The organism is Streptomyces diacarni, from assembly GCF_003323715.1.
GTDB lineage: Bacteria > Actinomycetota > Actinomycetes > Streptomycetales > Streptomycetaceae > Streptomyces > Streptomyces diacarni.
On record NZ_QOIN01000040.1, the window covers coordinates 118,712 to 137,740 of the forward strand.

A 19,029-nucleotide genomic window follows, 5' to 3' on the forward strand; every position below is an offset into this window, starting at 1 on the left:
CCCATGAACGTTGCGGAGAATTCCTTCCCTTCCTCGCCGGTGCCGGCGGCACGGGAGTCCTTCCTACGGCGGTTGGGGCGGGGGGTGGGACACGCGGCCGTGCTGCTGCCCGTCGGCCTGCTCGCGCTCGTCGCCGCGCTCTCGGGGCGGGCAGCGAGCGCGCTGCGGCTGCTGCGGGTGCGGGCGGAGCCGGGCAACCCGCGCCCCGGCACGGCACGGCTGGTGGCGCACGCCGCCCTCACCGTGCTGCTCGGTGTCGTCGCGCTGATACCCGTCGGGATGCTGGTGCTGTTCGTCGCCCGCGGGGTGCTCTACGGGTTCGTCGACGACGGGCCCTACGACACGTCCTGGGGCGGCCCCAGCAGGGCCGGTGCCTGGCTCGCGCACTTCGCGGTGAGCTGCCCCGTCGCCGTCGCGGCGACGGCCCTGCTGTACGGCCTCGCGGGGCTGCACCGCCGGTTGACGGCCCCCCTGCGGGGTGAGCGCCGTGGCGGCTGGGTACTGCCGACGGTGTGGTTGGGCTGTCTGGCCGGTGCGCTGTTCCTCGTCGCCTTCGTACGGCAGCTGAACTGACGTCCCCGAAGGGGTGTCCGTCAGGGCGGGCGCGAGTCCGTGACCGGCGCGTCGAGGCGGAGCACCCTCGCAAAGCGGCCCGACAGCGGTTGTCGTGCCTGCCGTGCGCCGGGCCGACGTGCTCGTCGCCGCCGTCGGCCCGTCCGCGTTTCCTCGACGGATCGACGGCGGCGACACCGAGCCGGGCGCGGTCGTCATCGGCGCCGGGTCCAGCCCGGGCACCGTGGGGGACGTGGACGTCGAGACGGCACGGGAGCGGGCGAGCCTGAGCACGCCGGTGCCCGGCGGTGTGGGCCCGATGGCGCTCGCCACGCTGCTCGCCCAGACGTTCAGGCGGCGGCCCGGCAGTCGGCCGCCGTCTGAGAGCGTGCGGGTGGGGCTGTGCGCCGGGGGCTCACGCCCGGTGGTACTGCACCGGGCGACGCGGCTCGGCGCCCAGTTCGACGGCGGCTTCGTTCGCCCAGTACGGGCGGCGCAGCAGCTCACGGCCGAGCAGTACCGCGTCGGCCTGGCCCGAGGCGATGATCTCCTCGGCCTGGCGCGGCTCGGTGATCAGACCGACGGCGCCCACCGGCAGGTCGGCCTCCTTCCTGACCCGCTCGGCGAACGGCACCTGGTAGCCGGGCACGGCCTCGATCCGGGCGTCGGGCGCGTTGCCGCCCGTGGAGGTGTCGAGCAGGTCCACACCGCGGGCCAGCAGTTCCTTGGCGAGCCGCACGGTGTCCTCGCCGGTCCAGCCCTCGCGGCCGTCCTCGGTGTTCTCGCTCAGCCAGTCGGTGGCGGAGACGCGGAAGAACAGCGGAAGCTCCTCGGGCCACACGGCGCGGACGGCGTCCACGACCTCCAGCGCGAAGCGGGTACGGCCCTCGAAGGTGCCGCCGTACTCGTCGGTGCGGCGGTTGGTGAACGGGGAGAGGAACTCGTTGATCAGGTAGCCGTGGGCGCCGTGGATCTCGACGACCCGGAAGCCGGCCGCGTGCGCGCGGCGGGCGCTGTCGGCGAACTGCCGCACCAGTGTCGCGATCTCGTCCCGTGACAGCTCGGTGGGCGTGGAGTGCCGCTCGTCGAACGAGAGCGGGCTGGGGCCGACGGGCTGCCAGCCGTGGTTCTCACCCGGGGCGAGGGGCGCGCCGCGTTCCACCCAGGTGCGCTCGGTGGAGGCCTTGCGTCCGGCGTGCGCGAGCTGGATGCCGGGGACGGTGCCCTGCTCGGTCAGGAAGCGGGTGACGCGGGCGAAGGCCTCCTGCTGGCGGTCGTTCCACAGGCCCAGGTCGTAGGGGCTGATCCGGCCCTCGGGAGTGATGCCGGTGGCCTCGACCAGCGCCAGGCCCAGGCCGCCGGAGGCGCGGGCGCCGAGGTGGGCGAGGTGCCAGTCGGTGGGCGCGCCCTGGTCCGGGCCCTCGGGGGCGGCGGAGTACTGGCACATCGGCGCCATCCAGACGCGGTTGGGCACGGTCACCGACCGCAGGGTGAGGGGCTCGAACAGTGCGCTCACGGCGCTCTCCAATCGGTCCGGGGAACCTCGACCCTAGTACGATAACCACCGTAGTACGAAAGCTGTCAAATTTCGATACCTGCCGTACTATGGGCTTGTGCCGACGACTACAGCCGTACGCGAACTCCCGCACCCCGCCCACGAGGAGATCCGCCTCGACGCCGTGCTGCACGCGCTCGCCGACCCCATGCGGCTGCGCATCGTCACCGCGCTGAACGGCTACGGAGAGGGCGAGGGCCAGGGCGCCACCTGCTCGCAGATCGAGCTTCCCGTCGCCACGTCGACCTCGACCCACCACTTCCGCGTCCTGCGCGAGGCGGGCGTCATCAACCAGTGCTACCGCGGCACCGCGAAGATCAACTGCCTGCGCCGCGCCGACCTCGACGCCCGCTTTCCCGACCTGCTGGACGCGGTCCTGCGGGCGGCGGCCTCCCCCGTGTGACCCCTTCGGGGGACCTGTCCCAGAGAACCCGGAGAACGCAAGGGAACGCAGCGAACTCCGCAGACCCCGAAACCCCCGAAAACCAGGAGTGAGCAAAGGGGGCCGTCTGCCACAGTGCCCGGATGGACCGACAGACGCGCTCCCTCCTCGCCCACGCCGACCATCCGGTCGCGGCGCCGCTCGACGACTCCTCCGTGGACGGGCTGCTCGCGCGCGCCCTCGTCCGGGGTGACGAGCGCGTGCTGGACCTCGGCTGCGGTGAGGCCGCCTGGCTGCTGCGCGCCCTCGAGCGCCACCCGGGCGCGACAGGGACCGGCGTGGACGTCTCCGCGCCGGCGCTGGAGCGGGCCCGGCAGCGGGCCGAGCAGGCGGGCGTGACCGAGCGGCTGACGCTGCACCGCGCCGAGGCCGACGCGTTCACCGCGCCGCACGCCTACGACGCGGTGCTCAGCGTGGGCGCCACGCACGCGTTCGGCGGCCTGCCGCCCACCCTGGACGCCGCCGCCCGGCACCTGGCCCCCGGCGGGGCCGTGCTGGTGGGCGACGCCTACTGGGAGGGCGAACCGAGCGCGCGGGCGCGGGAGGTGCTGGGCGAGTACCAGGATCTGGCGGGCACGGTGGACGCGGTGACCGCCGACGGCTGGACGCCCGTGTACGCCCACCTGTCCACCCGCCACGAGTTGGACGACTACGAGTGGAACTGGACGGGTTCGCTCTCTCGTTGGGCGCTGGACCACCCCGGCTACCCCGACAGCGCGGAGGCGCTGCGCGCGGCGGCCGAACACCGGGACGAGTGGCTGCGCGACTACCGGGACAGCTTCGGCTTCCTGTGCCTGCTGCTGCGCCGCACGGCGGTCTGACGCGCACACGCGGACGCCACGGCGAAGGGCCCGGTGGGGAGCCGGGCCCTTGGCGCGCGAGAGGTGAGGGCGTTCAGCAGCCCAGGAGCCGGGCCGCGAGGTAGCCCTCGATCTGGTCGAGGGAGACACGTTCCTGCTTCATCGTGTCGCGCTCACGCACCGTGACGGCGTTGTCATCGAGGGTGTCGAAGTCGACGGTGACGCAGAACGGCGTGCCGATCTCGTCCTGACGGCGGTAGCGGCGGCCGATGGCGCCCGCGTCGTCGAACTCGATGTTCCAGTTCCTGCGCAGCGCCTCGGAGAGGCCGCGCGCCTTCGGCGAGAGCTTCTCGTTGCGGGACAGCGGCAGCACCGCGACCTTGACCGGGGCGAGCCGCGGGTCGAGGCGCATGACGGTGCGCTTCTCCATCTTGCCCTTGGCGTTGGGCGCCTCGTCCTCGATGTAGGCGTCGAGCATGAAGGCGAGCATGGCGCGGTTGACACCGGCCGCAGGCTCGATGACGTACGGCGTCCAGCGCTCGCCCGCCTCCTGGTCGAAGTACGACAGGTCGTGCCCGGACGCCTTGGAGTGCGCCGTCAGGTCGTAGTCGGTGCGGTTGGCGACGCCCTCCAGCTCACCGAACTCGCTGCCGCCGAACTGGAAGCGGTACTCGATGTCGGCCGTCCGCTTGGAGTAGTGGGACAGCTTCTCCTTCGGGTGCTCGTACCAGCGGATGTTCTCCTCGCGGATGCCGAGGTCGCGGTACCAGGCCCAGCGCTGGTCCATCCAGTACTGCTGCCACTCCTCGTCCTCGCCCGGCTTGACGAAGAACTCCATCTCCATCTGCTCGAACTCGCGGGTGCGGAAGATGAAGTTGCCGGGCGTGATCTCGTTGCGGAACGACTTGCCCGTCTGCGCGATGCCGAACGGCGGCTTCTTGCGCGAGGTCTGCTGCACGGCGGCGAAGTTGGTGAAGATGCCCTGCGCGGTCTCGGGGCGCAGGTAGGTGACCGAGCCGGAGTCCTGGGTGGGGCCGAGGTGGGTGGAGAGCAGCCCGGAGAACTGCTTGGGCTCGGTGAAGCCGCCCTTGTTACCGCAGTGCGGGCAGTTGAGGTCGGACAGGCCGTTCTCGGGCTCGCGGCCGTGCTTGGCCTCGTACGCCTCGATCAGGTGGTCGGCACGGAACCGCTTGTGGCACGAGGTGCACTCGGTGAGCGGATCGGTGAAGGTGGAGACATGGCCCGATGCCTCCCACACCTCGGGGGCCAGGATCACCGACGAATCGATTCCCACCACGTCGTCGCGCGAGGTGACCATGGAGCGCCACCACTGGCGCTTGATGTTCTCCTTGAGCTCCACGCCCAGCGGTCCGTAGTCCCAGGCGGCACGCTGACCGCCGTAGATCTCACTGCACGGGTAGACGAAGCCACGGCGCTTGCTGAGGCTGACAATTGTGTCGATCTTGTCGGCGGCCACGGTGCTCTCTTCATTGACGGCGAGACGGAACCCTCAGATTACTGGGGAGCGAGGGGTGCTCAGCAAATCGGTTGGCCGCCCGTCCCGGGCGCGCGGGGCCGCTCACCCGCGACCCGTCGCGACCCTCCGTGTCGATCACGTAGCGCTAAGCTCTAGTTGACAATCGTTTCCATCTCTCGTGAAAATGAGTGTCATGAACACCGGTCCTCGCCTCCCTCGCCTCATACGTACCAGCGCCGCTCTCACCGCCCTCGGCGCCGGCGCCCTCACCCTGGCCGCGTGCGGCAGCGGGGCCGGGGACGACGGCAAGGTGCACGTGGCGGCCTCCTTCTATCCGATGGCGTACCTCGCGCAGCAGATCGGCGGGGACCGCGTCGAGGTCGAGAACCTCACCCAGCCCGGCACCGAGCCGCACGACCTGGAGCTGAGCCCGAAGCAGACGGGGCAGCTCAGCGAAGCCGACATGATCGTCTACCTCAAGGGGCTCCAGCCCGCCGTGGACGAGGCCGTCGAGCAGTCGGGCGTCGAGAACATCGCCGAGGCCACCTCCTTCACCACCCTGGAGAAGCACGGCACCGACGTGCACGGGGAGGAGGACCACGAGCACGGCGGCGAGGAAGGACACGAGGGGCACGACGAGGGCCACGAGGGCCACGAGGGGCACGAGGGGCACGACCACGGTGACGAGACCGGCGGCGACCCGCACGTGTGGCTCGACCCCGTCCGCTACGCGGAGGTCGCCGAGGGCGTCGGCAAGCAGCTCCAGAAGGCCGACCCCGACCACAAGGACGAGTACAAGAAGAACACCGAAGCGCTCGTTGAGAAGCTGGGCACGCTGGACGAGGAGTTCAAGGACGGCCTCAAGGGCAAGAAGACCGACACCTTCATCACCACCCACGCCGCCTTCGGCTACCTCGCCGAGCGCTACGGCCTGCACGAGGAGGCCGTGGCCGGCATCGACCCCGAGTCCGAGCCCAGCGCGGCCCGGATGAAGGAGCTGCACGACGTCGCGAAGAAGGACGAGGTGGACACCGTCTTCTTCGAGAACAACGCCAGCGACAAGACCGCCAAGACCCTCGCGGGCGACCTCAACCTGAAGACGGCGGTGCTCAGCCCACTGGAGAGCGTCAAGAACCCCAAGACGCAGGACTACTTCTCCGTGATGCACCAGAACCTGACCGCGCTCAAGACCGCGCTCGGCGCGCAGTGAGGACATGAAGGCATGACGACGAAGCCGACGGCGGACCGCGAGCGGCCCGCCATAGCCGACGCCCCGCCCGCCGTCGCACTGCGCGGGGCGACCGCCTCGCTGGGCGGGCGGCCCGTGCTGCGCGGCGTGGACCTGACGGTGGCGCGCGGCGAGACGGTCGCGCTGCTGGGGGCCAACGGCTCGGGCAAGTCCACCACCATCCGTGCCGTCCTCGGCCAGGTGCCGCTCACCGGCGGCACGCTGGAGCTGTTCGGCACCCCCTTCGCCCGCTTCCGCCGCTGGCAGCGGCTCGGCTACGTACCGCAGCGCTCCACCGCGGCGGCCGGGGTCCCGGCGACCGTGCGGGAAGTGGTGGCGGCCGGCCGGCTCGCCCGGCGCCGCTTCGGCCCGCTCGGCCGCGAGGACAAGGCCGCCGTGCGGCACGCCCTCGACCAGGTGGGCATGGCCGAGCGGATCAAGGACCCGGTGGACGCGCTCTCCGGCGGCCAGCACCAGCGGGTGCTGATCGCCCGCGCGCTGGCCGCCGAGCCCGAACTGCTGATCATGGACGAGCCGTTGGCCGGCGTGGACGTCGGCAACCAGGAGGCGCTGGCCGACACCCTGCGCCGGCAGGTGGAGGCGGGCACCTCCGTGCTGCTGGTGCTGCACGAGCTGGGCCCGCTCGCGCCGCTCATCGACCGGGCCGTGGTGCTGCGCGACGGGCAGGTCGAACGGGTGGAGAACCCCGACCGGCTGCACGACCTGGCCTGCCACCCGCACGGCGCCGAACCCGCCGAGGCCGCACCGAAGATCGAGACGGGGCTGCTCACATGATCGAGATGCTGAACTTCGCCTTCATGCAGCGCGCGCTGCTCGCCGCGCTGCTCGTGGGCATCGCCGCGCCCGCCGTGGGCATCTACCTGGTGCAGCGGCGTCAGGCCATCATGGGCGACGGCATCGGGCACGTCGCGCTGACCGGCGTGGCGCTGGGCTTCCTGCTGAGCGCCAACCCGGTGTGGATGGCCGTGCTCGTCTCCTCGCTGGGCGCGATCGCGATGGAGCTGATCCGCTGGTACGGCAAGGCGCGCGGGGACATCGCGCTGGCCATGCTGTTCTACGGCGGCATGGCGGGCGGCGTCATGATCATCAACCTGGCCCCGAACGGGTCCAACGCCAACCTGACCACGTACCTGTTCGGCTCCATCACCACCGTCTCCGCCGAGGACATCGTCGCCATCGTCGGCCTGTCGGTCTTCGTGCTGCTCGTCTCCCTCGGCCTGCGCCGTCAGCTGTTCGCGATCTGCCAGGACGAGGAGTTCGCGCGGGTCACCGGGCTGCCCGTGCGGCTGCTGAACCTGCTGCTGGCCGTGACGGCCGCGGTGACGGTCACCGTGGCGATGCGGGTCGTCGGACTGCTGCTGGTCAGCGCGTTGATGGTGATCCCGGTGGCCGCCGCCCAGCAGGCCACCCGCGGTTTCGCGGCCACCCTGGGGCTGTCGGTCGGCTTCGGCGTCGTCGTCACCCTCTCGGGGACGGTGACCTCCTACTTCGTCGACGTGCCGCCAGGGGCCAGCATCGTCGTCCTGGCCATCGTCCTCTTCGGCGTCGTCACCGCGCTCGCCGCGCCGCTGGCCCGGCGGCGCTTCCGGGCCGCGCATCCCGGGGGCACCGGCGGGAAAGACTCCCGAGAGGACCTGAGGGGGGAGGGAGGGGACGCCTCGGAGGCGGACGGCGGTAAGGCCGCCACCGGCGCCCGTGGCGGTGTGCGCACCGACGGCGCGGCCGGCACGGATCGTCCCTCCAGGGTGTAATACCCGCGCTCCGGGTGCGCCTGGCACAATGGGTCGTCGCGAACGCCGTGCAGAATCGGAGTCCCCGCCCGGCGACTCCCCGGAGCCGACGAACGTAAGGAGCCAGAGCGTGACCACCGCAGGTCCCCCTGTACGCGGCCGGTCGACCCGGCAGCGCGCCGCCGTCTCCGCCGCGCTCGCAGAGGTCGAGGAGTTCCGCAGCGCCCAGGAACTGCACGACATGCTCAAGCACCGCGGCGATTCGGTGGGGCTCACCACGGTCTACCGCACGCTCCAGTCCCTCGCCGACGCCGGCGAGGTCGACGTGCTGCGCACGGACGAGGGCGAGGCCGTCTACCGCCGCTGCCACAGCGACGACCACCACCATCACCTGGTCTGCCGCGCCTGCGGCAAGGCCGTCGAGGTCGAGGGCCCCGCCGTCGAGAAGTGGGCCGCCGCCGTCGCCGCCGAGCACGGCTTCGTCGACGTCGGCCACACGGTCGAGATCTTCGGCACCTGCGGGGAGTGCGCCAGGGGACGGTAGCGCGCGGGGTCCGCCACGGAGCGGTAGCGCGGAGTGTCCCCCACCGGGCGGTGGCGCCGTCAGGCCCGGCGCTCGATGAGGGCCTGCGTCCCGTCCAGTACCAGGGCCAGGCCGAACGCGAAGTCGGCGCTGCCCTCGCTCTCCTCCTCCTCGAAGGCCGTCTCCACCTCGCCCGAGGCGAGCATCTCCTTGATGGCGGGGAAGTCACCGGTCGCGGTCAGCTGCGTGAGCAGGCGCCAGTAGCGCGGCTCCAGCTCCTCCCAGTCGGCGCCGCCTTCCCCGCCGGCCGACTCGGCGATGTCCGCGAGCAGTGAGACGCTGCTGCGGACGTAGCCGTTGAGCGTGATGAGCACGCCCAGCTTCTCCTCCGCGTCGAGCCCTGTCGCGCGCAGGCATCCCAGTGCCAGCTCCATCCACTCGACGCTGTGGGGGCTCAGCGGAGGGGTGGAGATCGGGATGCGGACCATCCACAGGTGGCGGCTGAGCACGTCGCGGTACGCGCGGGCCCAGTGCTCCAGCCCGGCGCGCCAGCCCTCCTCGGGTGCGGGTCCCGGCGGCGGGGTGCCGGCCGCTTCGTCCTCCATGAGGATCAGCAGGTCGTTCTTGCCCTCGACGTAGCGGTAGAGCGCCATCGTGGAGACGCCGACCTCGGTGGCGACACGGCTCATGGACACGGCGCCCAGCCCCTCGGCGTCGGCGACCGCGATGGCCGCCCGCACGATCCGCGCCACGTCCAGACCGCGCGCGGGCCCTCTGCCAGGGCGCTCGCGCAGGCCCCAGGCGGCTGCCACCCCGGCCGGGAGGCCGTTCTGTGCGGTCCGCTGCTTCGCCATTCTCCGCCTTCCGCTTGCTTCCTGACCCCCGCACCGTGTATAGCATACGCTGTAACGTATATGGCATACGCAGTAGCGCGTATGAGATACACAGAGAGGGGGGCCTGCCATGACTGCCACGCATGCACGTCCTGATGCCGACTGGGCGATCGAGGCCCGGGGACTGAGCAAGGCCTACGGCTCCGTGCCCGTACTGGAAAACCTGGACCTGCGCGTCCGGCGCGGCAGCGTCTACGCGCTGCTCGGGCCGAACGGGGCGGGCAAGACCACCACCGTGCGCATCCTCGCCACGCTGACCCGCGCCGACGCGGGACAGGCGCGCGTCGCGGGCCACGATGTGGTCGCCGAGCGGTCGCGGGTGCGCCGCTCCATCAGCCTGACCGGGCAGTACGCGGCGCTCGACGAGGAACAGACAGGACGGGAGAACCTGCGCATGATGGCGGCACTGCGCGGCCACTCACGCAAGGCCGCCGCCCACCGCGCCGACCAGCTCCTGGAGCGGTTCGGCCTCACCGAGGCACAGGGCCGCCGGGTCGCCACCTACTCGGGCGGCATGCGCCGGCGGCTGGACATCGCGGCGGGCCTCGTCGGCGACCCGCAGGTGGTCTTCCTCGACGAGCCGACCACGGGACTCGACCCGCGCAGCCGCCGCACGATGTGGGCAGCGGTCGGAGCGCTCACGGCGGCCGGCGTCACCGTCCTGTTGACCACGCAGTACCTGGAGGAGGCCGACCAACTGGCCGACCGGGTGGCCGTACTCGACCGGGGCCGGGTGAGTGCCGAGGGCACCCCGGCAGAGTTGAAGAAGACCGTCGCGGCCCAGCGCCTCGACCTGACCATGGCGGGCCACGAGGCGTACGAGGCGATGGCCGCGCGACTGGCCGGACGGCTGCTGCACAAGGCGCCGGAGGAACTGCTGCTGGGCGTCGCGACGGACGGCAGCGCCGCGCACGTGCGGGCCCTGCTCGACGAACTGGACCCCGCGCGCGCCGAGGTGGAGCGCTTCGCCCTGCACAGTGCCACGCTCGACGACGTCTTCATGGAGCTGACCCATGAGTGAGTACGCCATCCTCGCGAGCCGGTCCATCCGGCTGACCCGCCGCAACCCGGACGCGGTGATCACGGCCCTGGTGCTGCCGGTGCTGCTGATGCTGGTGTTCGTCTACTTCTTCGGCGGCGCCATCGAGACCAGCACCGGAAAGTACGTCACCTACGTGGCACCCGGCGTGCTGATCCTGTGCGCGGGCTACGGCGCGTCCATGACGGCCACCACCGTCTCGAACGACATGACGGGCGGCATCATCGACCGCTTCCGCTCCATGGACACCAGCAGCACCGCCGTACTGGCCGGGCACGTCGCCGCCAGCGTGGCCCGCAACGCGGCGGCCACGGCCGCCGTTTTGGGCGTCGCCTTCGCCATCGGCTTCCGCCCGCACGCGGGGACCGGCCAGTGGCTGGCCGCCGTCTCCATCCTGCTCGCCTACATCACCACCCTCTCCTGGCTCGGCGCGGCGGCGGGACTCTTGGCCAAGACCCCGGAGGCGGCGAGCGGCTTCACGTTCGTGATGCTCTTCCTGCCCTACCCCAGCAGCGCGTTCGTACCGGTCGAGACGATGCCCGCGTGGCTGCACGGCTTCGCCGAGAACCAGCCGGTGACCCCCGTCATCGAATCCCTGCGCGGGCTGCTGCTGGACCAGCCGACCGGCAACAGCCCCTGGCTCGCCCTCGCGTGGTGCGGCGGCCTGCTCGCGGTCACCCTGCCGGTGTGCGCGGCGCTGTACCGCAGGCGTACCGCCTGACGGAGGCGGCGGCCCGCGCCTGCCGGGCCCCCCCGGGGGGCGGGGGCTCACGCGCCGGAGGTCTGCCCGGACGTCGTCCAGTGGCGGCGGCCCAGGCTGATGAGGTGGAGCTGGCGGCGGGCCGTGTGCGCGACCGCCTCGGATGCGGGGCCGTCGCCCTGGGCGGCCTCCAGGAACGCGGAGGCCGTCATCACCATGTTGTCGACGTACGTCTCCCCCAGCATGCGCAGATCCTCGGTGCTCCAGCCGCGGGAGACCTCGTCCTCGGCCAGCAGCCCGGCCACCTCCGCGGCGAAGCGGTCGAGTTCGGCGGCGATGGCGGTGCGGACGGCGGCCACCCCGCCGTGCCGCTCGCTGGCCACGAACCGGATGTGCTCGGGGTGCGCCCGCACATACGCGGCGATGGCGCCGACGAGGTGGTCGATGCGCTCGGCGTCCTCGGTGTGCTCGGTCAGCCCGCTCCGTATCACCTCGTGCAGGCTGCCGAGCGACTCCTCGACGAGGGCGACGCCGAGGTCGGAGACGTCGCGGAAGTGCCGGTAGAACGCCGCGGGTGAGATACCCACGGCCCGGGTGATCTCCCGCAGACCGAGGCTGCTGAGGCTCTGCTCCTTGAGCAGACCGAGGCCCGCGTCGAGCAGGGCGCGGCGCGTCCTGGCCTTCTGGAGGTCCCGTTGCGAGGGGGTGGTGCTCATGGGTTCAGTAAACAGTTGTGTGCCGGGCGCCGCAATGGGGTACTCTCAGACTCAGTGAACAGTTGTCACCACACTTGTTCACTGGAACTTCCGTATCCGTTCGGAGAGAGGGACCCATGCTCTTCCTCGTCGCAGCGTTCCTCCTGCTCGGCGTCCTGGTGGGCCCACCCGCGCACCTGCCGCCGGCCGTGAGCCTGACCGCAGCCGCGGTCATCGCCGCCTGGCTGCTCGTCTTCGCCGTGCGCGAGCGCCACCGCCGCCACAGGCGACACAGCTGAGGCCCGGGGACCCCGGGCCCGACAGACACCGGGCCACCGGGCTCCTCGGCCCGAGCCCCGAGCCCCGAGCCCCGAGAGACCAAGGAGCTGAGCCGACCATGAGCACGACGAGCACCACCCCCCGCGCGCTGACCAAGGGCCGCACCCGCCGGGCCGACGCGGACGACATGGCCGTGGCCTCGTTCGTGATGGGCCTGGTCGGACTGCTGGTCTTCAACATCGTCCTGGGCCCCTGCGCCCTGGTCCTCGGCGGGCTGGCGCTCGCCCGCCACACCAGCAGGCCCCGCCGCGCCCTGCTCGGCCTCGCCCTCGGCGCCGCCGACCTGATCGTGCTGGCCACCCTCGTGACCACGGGCGGCACGGTCTCCTGGAACCTCGCGGGCTGAGCAGACGCCCTTCGGTCAATGGGCTTTCCGGCAGAGGCGGTTCGACGGGCCACCCTGGGCCCGGCAAAAAGGGGCACATTCTAGTGAGCAGCACTGACGCCGCAGGGTGCTCTTCCGTTCGCGCTCACCTGGACGTGTGAATCCGTGATTTGGGTCACGATCATCCCGCAGCCCTCGCTGAGCAGGGAGTATTCAGGCGGCTCAGGGGGTCTTGTCGGAATGATGTCTTGCTCGTAGCTCTCGCCAGATGACGTCGGAGCAGGCAAGATGGGGGCGTCGCCGCACCGCACTGGTGACGGACCTCACATCCGCGGTTCGAACCCTGGGCGGTCGGCAGTCAGCACGAGAGCCCCACCCCAGTCTCGTGGACCATACGGTGAGGCTCTCTTGTGCCGCACACAGGTGACCTCGGCCGCGCGACCGGCCGGGGCTTCCTGGTTACAGGTGCGAGGAGATCTCGCGCGCGATCTTGTAGATCGCGAGGGCGAAGCTCAGGCAGCCTGCCAGCTGCTTGAGGCGATCCGCCCACCTGCTGCGGCCGCCCTCTTCCGTGTTGAGGTCGGCCATGTGTCACCTTCTTCCCGGGCTGGGGCAAGCCCTCGTTTCGTAGGCCCCGCGGGGGCCCGCGACTCGCAGGCCTGCCAAAGGGAAGACGGGGTGACGTCGAAGAACCTTACAGCCACCCGACACCACATCAGGCAGCAACAGTCGGCTCAGCCTCGGCAGTTGCGGCACTCCGTGCCGTGCCACGTCTGCGCTTGTTGGAACGGTACGCGCGTAGATCGTCTCGACCAGTGGCCTTGCTTTGCAAGGCAAGGGCATGCCGTGCCCCTTCCTTCTCGGCGAGTGCGAGAGGTCACATGCTGAGACCATCCATCCTGTGCGCGTATGCGCTGCGGCTTCCTCCCCGCGACGTTGCCGGTCTCGGCCTTCGCTGCCGCCCTGGGAAGGCAAGGCGGCGGACTTCGGGAGGTCGTTGTGGCATGGTTCGGCCTACCGAGGCCTGCGCTTCGGTGGGACCGGCCCGGAAACGACCTCCAGGTCCGTGTGCTCCTTGAACGGGTGCACCGGGTTGGCTCCGTCAAGGAGCCGCAGCCGACCATGCTCGTCGGCGAACGCCTCGCCGGCCCAGCCGGACCAGGAAGTTGTCACCAGGATGCCCTTCGCCGCGCGCGTGTGTGTTCCAGTACCGGCCAGGCCCCCCAACGCAGCTTCGGCACGTGTCTTCAGCGCACCAGGAGATCGATGGCGACCTCCAGTCGTTCGAGATAGAACTCCCGTACCGCGGCCTGATGCTTGAGGCCGATCGACGCACTGATCACCGTCTGTGCGACGAGGGGGGCCGCGGCTCGTCCTGACTTGACGGCGATCGCTTCTGTGATCAGTTCCTCGAAACGTCGCGGCGCGGTCTCGGCGACCTCTCCGAGGAGGTCGGGGTTGTCCTCGATGACCGCCGCGATGTCGCGCGTCAGCGGGCCGATGTAACGGCCCGCCCACTGGTCGAACGCTTCGAGGAGGCGCTTAGGAAGGGGTCGGCCGGCGTCGGCCAGGACATGTTCGACCGCCGCGATGTCCCGCTCCAGGGCCTGGGTGGCCGCCGCACGGAACAGCGTCTCCTTGGAGGAGAAGAGAAAGTAAAGACCGGGCCGGGAGATGTGCGCCGCCCGCGCCACCTCCTCCATCGAGGTCTTCCGGTAGCCGAATCGCGCGAACGTGACCATGGCGGAGTCCAGAACCATGGTCCGACGGTCGATATCGGCGCCCCTAGACGAAGGGTGACCGGCGTCGGGACTGCTCATGGACCGAGCATATGAGCGAGAGTCCCACTATACAAAGCAGGTCTAGTACGTATAGTCGACGGCATGACCACGCGCGAGCCCCTCTCCACGCCCTTCACCGCCTCGAGTACCGCGGCCGAGGTCCTGCGGGGCGTCGACCTCACCGGCGTCCGTGCGATCGTGACGGGAGCTTCCTCCGGACTCGGGATCGAGACGGCTCGCGTGTTGACCGCTGCCGGGGCGCAGGTGACGCTCGCTGTCCGCGACACGAGGGCGGGTGACGCCGTCGCCGAGGCGATCGCGAAGTCGACCGGAGGAATACGGCCCCGGGTTGCCCGGCTCGACCTCGCCGACAGGACCACTGTCAAGCGATTCGTTGACGCCTGGAGCGGCCCGCTTCACCTGCTGATCAACAACGCGGGCGTGGTCACTGGCGGTCTCGAACGCACCCACGAGGGCTGGGAGCTGCAATTCGCGACGAACCATCTCGGCCACTTCGCCCTTGCCACCGGCCTTCACGACGCCCTGGCACGGGGAGCGGCCGACCGCGACGGAGCACGGATCGTCTCGGTCAGTTCGACGGCGCACATGCGTTCCGGCATCGACTTCGGCGACCTCCACTTCGAGCGTCGCGGCTACGATCCGCAGATCGCCTACGCCCAGTCGAAGACGGCGAACTCTCTCTTCGCCGTCGAGGCGACCCGCCTGTGGGCGTCCGACGGCATCACGGCCAATGCGGTGAATCCCGGCGGTGTCGCGACAGGGCTACAACGGAACTTCACAGCGCGACAAAGGGAGTCCCTCGACGCGGCCGAAGCCGCCGGAGTGTTCACGTACAAGACGGTCGAGCAGGGGGCTGCCACCAGCATCGTCGCGGCCGTCGCCCCGGAGTTCGCGCACTTTGGAGGCCACTACCTCGACGATGCGCAAGAGGCCTACACCGTGCCGAACGGCGCGGACCTCGCGCAGCACCCGCACGGCGTCAAGGAATGGGCGCTCGACCCCGCCACCGCCGAGCGCCTCTGGACGGTCTCAACCGACCTGCTCCGCCGCCCCTGACCTCTCGGCGCCACAGCAAGCGTCATGCCGCTTTCTCGGCGGCTCAGGGCTTCCCCGACGCGGACCTTCCGCCCTCGTTCGGCAGTGCGCCGCCGAAGCGGCGGTCGCGCTGGGCGTACTCCAGGCAGGCGGCCCACAGGTCGCGCCGGTCGAAGTCCGGCCACAGCACGTCCTGGTAGACCATCTCCGCGTAGGCGCTCTGCCAGATCAGGTAGTTGGAGGTGCGCTGCTCACCCGAGGGGCGCAGGAAGAGGTCCACGTCCGGCATGTCGCGGTAGTACAGGTACTTCGCGAACGTCTTCTCGTTGACCTTCGAGGGGTCGAGCCGGCCCGCGGCGACCTCCTCGGCGAGGGCGCGCGCCGCGTCCGCGACCTCGGCGCGGCCGCCGTAGTTGACGCAGAAGTACAGCGTCATCGCGTCGTTGTCCTTGGTCTGCTCCTGGGCGACCTGCAACTCCTGGACGACCGACTTCCACAGCTTCGGCATCCGGCCCACCCAGCGGATGCGGATGCCGAGGGCGTCCATCTCGTCGCGCCGCCGGCGGATCACGTCCCGGTTGAAGTTCATCAAGAAGCGCACCTCTTCCGGTGAACGCTTCCAGTTCTCCGTCGAGAACGCGTACAGCGACAGGTTCTTGACGCCCATCTCCAGGCAGCCCTTGAGGACGTCCATCACGACGCCCTCACCGACCTTGTGCCCCTCCGTGCGCGGCAGACCGCGCTGCTTGGCCCACCGGCCGTTGCCGTCCATGACGACCGCCACATGCCCCGGGACGAGCTCACCCGGGATCTTCGGCGGCCTGGCCCCCGACGGATGCGGCTCGGGCGCCTGGTACTCGCGCTGCTGCGACCAGGACAGCATTCCGCGGCGTGCCATTCGGTACTCATCTCCAGCGGGCGGGGCAAGGGACAGCTGACCCGCCCGAGCCTAACCGTTCGACGCCTGCCGCACGTACCGCAAGGAGCGCAGCCCCCGCTCCAGGTGCCAGTGCAGATACGCCGAGACCAGCCCCGAGCCCTCCCGGCAGTGCCGCCGCTCGGCGGCGTCCGCCGTCTCCCAGTCGCCTGTCAGCAGGGCGCCCAGCAGCCGCAGCGCCTCGGGGGACGGCACGACGCTGCCCGGGACGCGGCAGTCGCCGCACACCACGCCGCCCGATGCCACCGAGAAGAACCGGTTGGGCCCGGGCATTCCGCACTTGGCGCAGTCCGCGAAGCTGGGGGCGTAGCCGCCCATGGCCAGGGAGCGCAGCAGGAAGGCGTCCAGCACCAGGCCCGCGCCGTGCTCGCCGGAGGCGAGGGTGCGCAGCCCGCCGACCAGCAGCAGGTACTGCTGCACGTTCGGCTCGCCCTCGTGGTCGGTGAACCGCTCGGCCGTCTCCAGCATGGCCGTCCCCGCGGTGTAGCGGTCGTAGTCCGCCACGATGCCCCGGCCGTACGGGGCGATCGTCTCCGTCTGGGTGCACAGCGGCAGGCCGCGCCCCACCAGATCGCTGCCCCGCGCGAAGAACTGCACGTCCACATGGCTGAACGGCTCCAGCCGCGCCCCGAATTTCGACTTCGTGCGCCGCACTCCGCGCGCCACCGCGCGCACCCGCCCGTGCCCCCGAGTGAGCAACGTGATGATGCGGTCGGCTTCACCCAGTTTCTGCGTGCGCAGGACGATCCCGTCGTCGCGGAACAAGCTCACGCGACCACCGCCACGTCCCGGGAAGAGCACATGGGGCCATTGTCCCGTACCGGGGTGTCAGTCGGGTGGCTGCGGGGCGGCTCCGGGGGTGACGAGGCCCGATTCGTAGGCGGTGATCACCAGTTGTGCGCGGTCGCGTACGGAGAGCTTGCCCATGATGCGGCTCACATGGGTCTTGGCCGTCAGCGGGGACAGGGCGAGGGCGTGGGCGATCTCGGCGTTGTTGTGGCCGCGCGCCACCAGCGCGAGGACTTCGCGTTCCCGAGCGGAGAGCACGGCCAGTAGGCCGGGGGCGGGCTCGGCAGGCCCCGTACCGTCGCCGGGCTCCGGCGTGCGCAGCACGCGGGCGATCAGCCGTGCCGTGGGTCCCGGCGACAGGAGGGAGTCGCCGGCGGCGACGGTTTGGATCGCGTCGAGCAGTTCGGCGGGCCTGGTGTCCTTGACGAGGAAGGCGGAGGCCCCGGCGCGCAGGGCCTCGACGACGTGCTCGTCGGTGTCGTACGTCGTCAGGACGAGGATCTTCACCTGGTCGAGGTCGTCGGCTGCGGCGATCAGCCGGGTGGCCTCGATGCCGTCGAGGTCGGGCATGCGGATGTCCATGACGACCAGGTCGGCGCGTGCCGACCTGGCCAGCGCGACGGCTTCGCGTCCCGTGCCGGCCTCTCCGACGACGGTCATGCCGGGCGCCGAGGCGATGAGCATGGCGAAGGCGGAGCGGACGAGCGTCTGGTCGTCGGCGAGGACGATCCGCAGGGGGGTGTCGGTGCCGCGCGGCGCGCTCGGCGTTCTCCCACTCGGCGACGCGCTCGCCGGGCCATGCGTCTGGCCGCTCATCGAGGTTCCTTCCTCCCAAGGGCGTGTTCCGTGGACGGAGAAGGGGACGGAGAGGGGGACGGGGCGGGCGCGAGCCGCGCCGGCAGCAGGGCGGTCACCGCGAAGCCGGCGCCGCCGGCGCGCGGCCCGGCTTCGAGGGTGCCGCCGACGCTGCGGGCCCGCTCCCGCATGCCGACGATGCCGAACCCTCCCCTGTCCCCGGCCTGCTCGGCGGCGGCTGCCCGGGTGCCTGCGGCGCCGCCGTCGTCGACGACGCTCACCCGCAGCGCGGCGCCGGCGCCCTCCACCGCGGCCCGCACGCCGACCGAGGCCCCGGCGTGGCGCACGGCGTTGGTCAGTGCCTCTTGGACGATGCGGTAGGCGGCGGCTCCGACGGCGGGCTCGGGCGCCAGGTCGTGCGCGGCGCGGTCCACGGACAGTTCGACGTGGGCGCCCGCCTCGCACGCCGCCCGCGCCAGGTCGGGCAGTGAGGACAGGCCCGGCAGCGGTTCCCTGCCGTCGGCGTCGCCGGCGCGCAGCACCTCCAGCGTGGTCCGCAGTTCGGTGCGGGCGCCGCGGCAGGTGTCGGAGATGCCGTCGAGCGCCTTGGCGACGGCTTCGCGGTCGAGCCGGTCGGGGTCGGCGACGAGCACGTGTGCGGCCACCGAGGTCTGCACGCCGATCAGGGTGATGCTGTGGGCGAGCAGGTCGTGCAGGTCGCGGGCGATGCGCAGCCGTTCCTGGACGACGCGGCGCGCGGCTTCCTCCTCGCGGGTGCGCTCGGCCCGCTCGGCGCGCTCGACCACGGCGGCGACGTAGTCACGGTGGATGCGGATGGCCTCACCGACGAGGACGCACACCACCAGCCATCCGGAGGAGCGCAGCATCTCGCCCAGTTGCCGGGTGGCGCCGAGGCTGCCCATCACCGTCGCCATGACGCCGACGAGTACGCCGAGCGTGGTGAAGGTGCGCCACGGGGGTCCGGCCGCGGCCATCGAGTACAGGGCGACGAGGGCTGCGGGCACCGCCGCGTAGTGGGAGAAGTCCTGGGCGTGGTAGGGGCCGACGCACGCGACGATCACGGCCACGGTCAGCCACGGCGCCCTGCGTCTCAGCGCGAGCACGGCGCCGGAGCAGGTGAGCAGCGCCCAGCCCAGCACCGTGGGGGTGCGCCCGTCGGAGGGCGGCGCGGTGGCGGCCATGGCGGCCTGCGCCAGGCACATGCCCAGCGCGAGCAGCAGGTCGTTCCGGGCGACGGGCACCGAGGGGCTCCGGGGCCGCAGGACGCGGTCCATGACGGTGTTCATCGGGTCCCGTGGCATCCGCACACGCCCAATCCTGCGCCAGCGGCA

Annotated in this window: 22 protein-coding genes and 1 pseudogene; 13 read left to right on the forward strand and 10 right to left on the reverse strand. The window is 71.4% G+C overall.

Annotated elements, in window-relative coordinates; translation table 11 throughout:
* The first annotated feature begins 3 nt into the window (after positions 1–3).
* Together DTL70_RS12000 and DTL70_RS12005 are read left to right on the forward strand one after the other, a co-directional pair.
* Positions 4–573 (forward strand): ABC transporter permease family protein, encoded by a 570-nt coding sequence (locus tag DTL70_RS12000; RefSeq protein ID WP_147266768.1) that lies wholly within the window; start codon positions 4–6, stop codon positions 571–573.
* A gap of 82 nt (positions 574–655) precedes the next feature.
* Positions 656–901: pseudogene (locus DTL70_RS12005) on the forward strand (bifunctional 5,10-methylene-tetrahydrofolate dehydrogenase/5,10-methylene-tetrahydrofolate cyclohydrolase); the annotation flags it as partial.
* A 66-nt stretch (positions 902–967) separates the two neighbouring features.
* On the opposite strand, the gene DTL70_RS12010 reads toward DTL70_RS12005, so the two are convergent.
* Complete coding sequence (locus DTL70_RS12010; RefSeq protein WP_114021899.1) at positions 968–2,068, reverse strand: NADH:flavin oxidoreductase/NADH oxidase; 1,101 nt, start codon at positions 2,066–2,068, stop codon at positions 968–970.
* Positions 2,069–2,165: 97 nt separating this feature from the next.
* Here DTL70_RS12010 and DTL70_RS12015 point away from each other — a divergent pair, with 97 nt between their 5' ends.
* Together DTL70_RS12015 and DTL70_RS12020 are read left to right on the forward strand one after the other, a co-directional pair.
* Positions 2,166–2,510, forward strand: coding sequence for an ArsR/SmtB family transcription factor (locus DTL70_RS12015; protein WP_114021900.1), 345 nt, complete (start codon positions 2,166–2,168; stop codon positions 2,508–2,510).
* A 122-nt stretch (positions 2,511–2,632) separates the two neighbouring features.
* A complete protein-coding gene (locus DTL70_RS12020) occupies positions 2,633–3,370 on the forward strand; it encodes a class I SAM-dependent methyltransferase (RefSeq protein ID WP_114021901.1) in 738 nt (245 codons plus the stop codon).
* 73 nt (positions 3,371–3,443) lie between these two features.
* On the opposite strand, the gene DTL70_RS12025 is transcribed toward DTL70_RS12020, so the two are convergent.
* Positions 3,444–4,826, reverse strand: coding sequence for a glycine--tRNA ligase (locus DTL70_RS12025; RefSeq protein WP_114021902.1), 1,383 nt, complete (start codon positions 4,824–4,826; stop codon positions 3,444–3,446).
* A 193-nt stretch (positions 4,827–5,019) separates the two neighbouring features.
* On the opposite strand from DTL70_RS12025, the gene DTL70_RS12030 reads away from it, so the two are divergent.
* From DTL70_RS12030 to DTL70_RS12045, 4 genes are all read left to right on the forward strand, one after another.
* On the forward strand, positions 5,020–6,036 hold the full coding sequence (locus tag DTL70_RS12030) for a metal ABC transporter substrate-binding protein (RefSeq protein WP_114021903.1): 1,017 nt from the start codon (positions 5,020–5,022) through the stop codon (positions 6,034–6,036).
* A 12-nt stretch (positions 6,037–6,048) separates the two neighbouring features.
* The gene (locus tag DTL70_RS12035; RefSeq protein ID WP_114021904.1) at positions 6,049–6,849 is read left to right on the forward strand and encodes a metal ABC transporter ATP-binding protein; all 801 of its coding nucleotides are present in this window, start codon (positions 6,049–6,051) and stop codon (positions 6,847–6,849) included.
* Positions 6,846–7,826, forward strand: a complete 981-nt coding sequence (locus DTL70_RS12040; RefSeq protein WP_245979299.1) for a metal ABC transporter permease — start codon at positions 6,846–6,848, stop codon at positions 7,824–7,826. The genes DTL70_RS12035 and DTL70_RS12040 overlap by 4 nt, the downstream gene beginning before the upstream one ends.
* Before the next feature lie 109 nt (positions 7,827–7,935).
* Positions 7,936–8,349 (forward strand): Fur family transcriptional regulator, encoded by a 414-nt coding sequence (locus DTL70_RS12045; RefSeq protein ID WP_114021905.1) that lies wholly within the window; start codon positions 7,936–7,938, stop codon positions 8,347–8,349.
* A gap of 59 nt (positions 8,350–8,408) precedes the next feature.
* Here the strand turns inward: DTL70_RS12045 and DTL70_RS12050 are convergent, their stop codons facing one another.
* Complete coding sequence (locus DTL70_RS12050; RefSeq protein ID WP_114021906.1) at positions 8,409–9,182, reverse strand: TetR/AcrR family transcriptional regulator; 774 nt, start codon at positions 9,180–9,182, stop codon at positions 8,409–8,411.
* A gap of 109 nt (positions 9,183–9,291) precedes the next feature.
* Between DTL70_RS12050 and DTL70_RS12055 the strand changes: the two genes are divergently transcribed.
* Together DTL70_RS12055 and DTL70_RS12060 are read left to right on the forward strand one after the other, a co-directional pair.
* Entirely contained in the window at positions 9,292–10,242 is a 951-nt protein-coding gene (locus DTL70_RS12055; protein WP_114021907.1) for an ATP-binding cassette domain-containing protein, read from the forward strand.
* The gene (locus tag DTL70_RS12060; protein ID WP_114021908.1) at positions 10,235–10,981 is read left to right on the forward strand and encodes an ABC transporter permease; all 747 of its coding nucleotides are present in this window, start codon (positions 10,235–10,237) and stop codon (positions 10,979–10,981) included. The genes DTL70_RS12055 and DTL70_RS12060 overlap by 8 nt, the downstream gene beginning before the upstream one ends.
* Before the next feature lie 47 nt (positions 10,982–11,028).
* On the opposite strand, the gene DTL70_RS12065 is transcribed toward DTL70_RS12060, so the two are convergent.
* Positions 11,029–11,676: a TetR family transcriptional regulator gene (locus DTL70_RS12065; protein ID WP_114021909.1), complete on the reverse strand. Its 648-nt coding sequence runs from the start codon at positions 11,674–11,676 to the stop codon at positions 11,029–11,031.
* Between the two features lie 116 nt (positions 11,677–11,792).
* Between DTL70_RS12065 and DTL70_RS33505 the strand changes: the two genes are divergently transcribed.
* Together DTL70_RS33505 and DTL70_RS12070 are read left to right on the forward strand one after the other, a co-directional pair.
* On the forward strand, positions 11,793–11,954 hold the full coding sequence (locus DTL70_RS33505; RefSeq protein ID WP_181860889.1) for a hypothetical protein: 162 nt from the start codon (positions 11,793–11,795) through the stop codon (positions 11,952–11,954).
* 98 nt (positions 11,955–12,052) lie between these two features.
* A complete protein-coding gene (locus DTL70_RS12070) occupies positions 12,053–12,340 on the forward strand; it encodes a DUF4190 domain-containing protein (RefSeq protein WP_114021910.1) in 288 nt (95 codons plus the stop codon).
* A gap of 438 nt (positions 12,341–12,778) precedes the next feature.
* Here DTL70_RS12070 and DTL70_RS34765 read toward each other — a convergent pair whose 3' ends face one another.
* Both DTL70_RS34765 and DTL70_RS12075 read right to left on the reverse strand, forming a co-directional pair.
* Positions 12,779–12,907 carry a hypothetical protein gene (locus DTL70_RS34765; RefSeq protein WP_281278672.1) on the reverse strand — a complete coding sequence of 43 codons (129 nt, stop codon included), beginning with the start codon at positions 12,905–12,907 and terminating at the stop codon, positions 12,779–12,781.
* 659 nt (positions 12,908–13,566) lie between these two features.
* Complete coding sequence (locus tag DTL70_RS12075) at positions 13,567–14,079, reverse strand: TetR/AcrR family transcriptional regulator (RefSeq protein ID WP_245979301.1); 513 nt, start codon at positions 14,077–14,079, stop codon at positions 13,567–13,569.
* A 123-nt stretch (positions 14,080–14,202) separates the two neighbouring features.
* Between DTL70_RS12075 and DTL70_RS12080 the strand changes: the two genes are divergently transcribed.
* The gene (locus DTL70_RS12080; RefSeq protein WP_114021912.1) at positions 14,203–15,177 is read left to right on the forward strand and encodes an SDR family NAD(P)-dependent oxidoreductase; all 975 of its coding nucleotides are present in this window, start codon (positions 14,203–14,205) and stop codon (positions 15,175–15,177) included.
* A gap of 43 nt (positions 15,178–15,220) precedes the next feature.
* Here the strand turns inward: DTL70_RS12080 and DTL70_RS12085 are convergent, their stop codons facing one another.
* The 4 genes from DTL70_RS12085 to DTL70_RS12100 are packed head-to-tail and all read right to left on the reverse strand — an operon-like array spanning position 15,221 to position 18,999.
* Positions 15,221–16,054, reverse strand: coding sequence for an isoprenyl transferase (locus tag DTL70_RS12085; RefSeq protein WP_114021913.1), 834 nt, complete (start codon positions 16,052–16,054; stop codon positions 15,221–15,223).
* 51 nt (positions 16,055–16,105) lie between these two features.
* On the reverse strand, positions 16,106–16,864 hold the full coding sequence (recO, locus tag DTL70_RS12090) for a DNA repair protein RecO (RefSeq protein ID WP_114021914.1): 759 nt from the start codon (positions 16,862–16,864) through the stop codon (positions 16,106–16,108).
* Positions 16,865–16,921: 57 nt separating this feature from the next.
* On the reverse strand, positions 16,922–17,698 hold the full coding sequence (locus DTL70_RS12095; RefSeq protein ID WP_114021915.1) for a response regulator: 777 nt from the start codon (positions 17,696–17,698) through the stop codon (positions 16,922–16,924).
* Positions 17,695–18,999 (reverse strand): sensor histidine kinase, encoded by a 1,305-nt coding sequence (locus tag DTL70_RS12100; protein WP_114021916.1) that lies wholly within the window; start codon positions 18,997–18,999, stop codon positions 17,695–17,697. The genes DTL70_RS12095 and DTL70_RS12100 overlap by 4 nt, the downstream gene beginning before the upstream one ends.
* Positions 19,000–19,029: the final 30 nt, after the last annotated feature.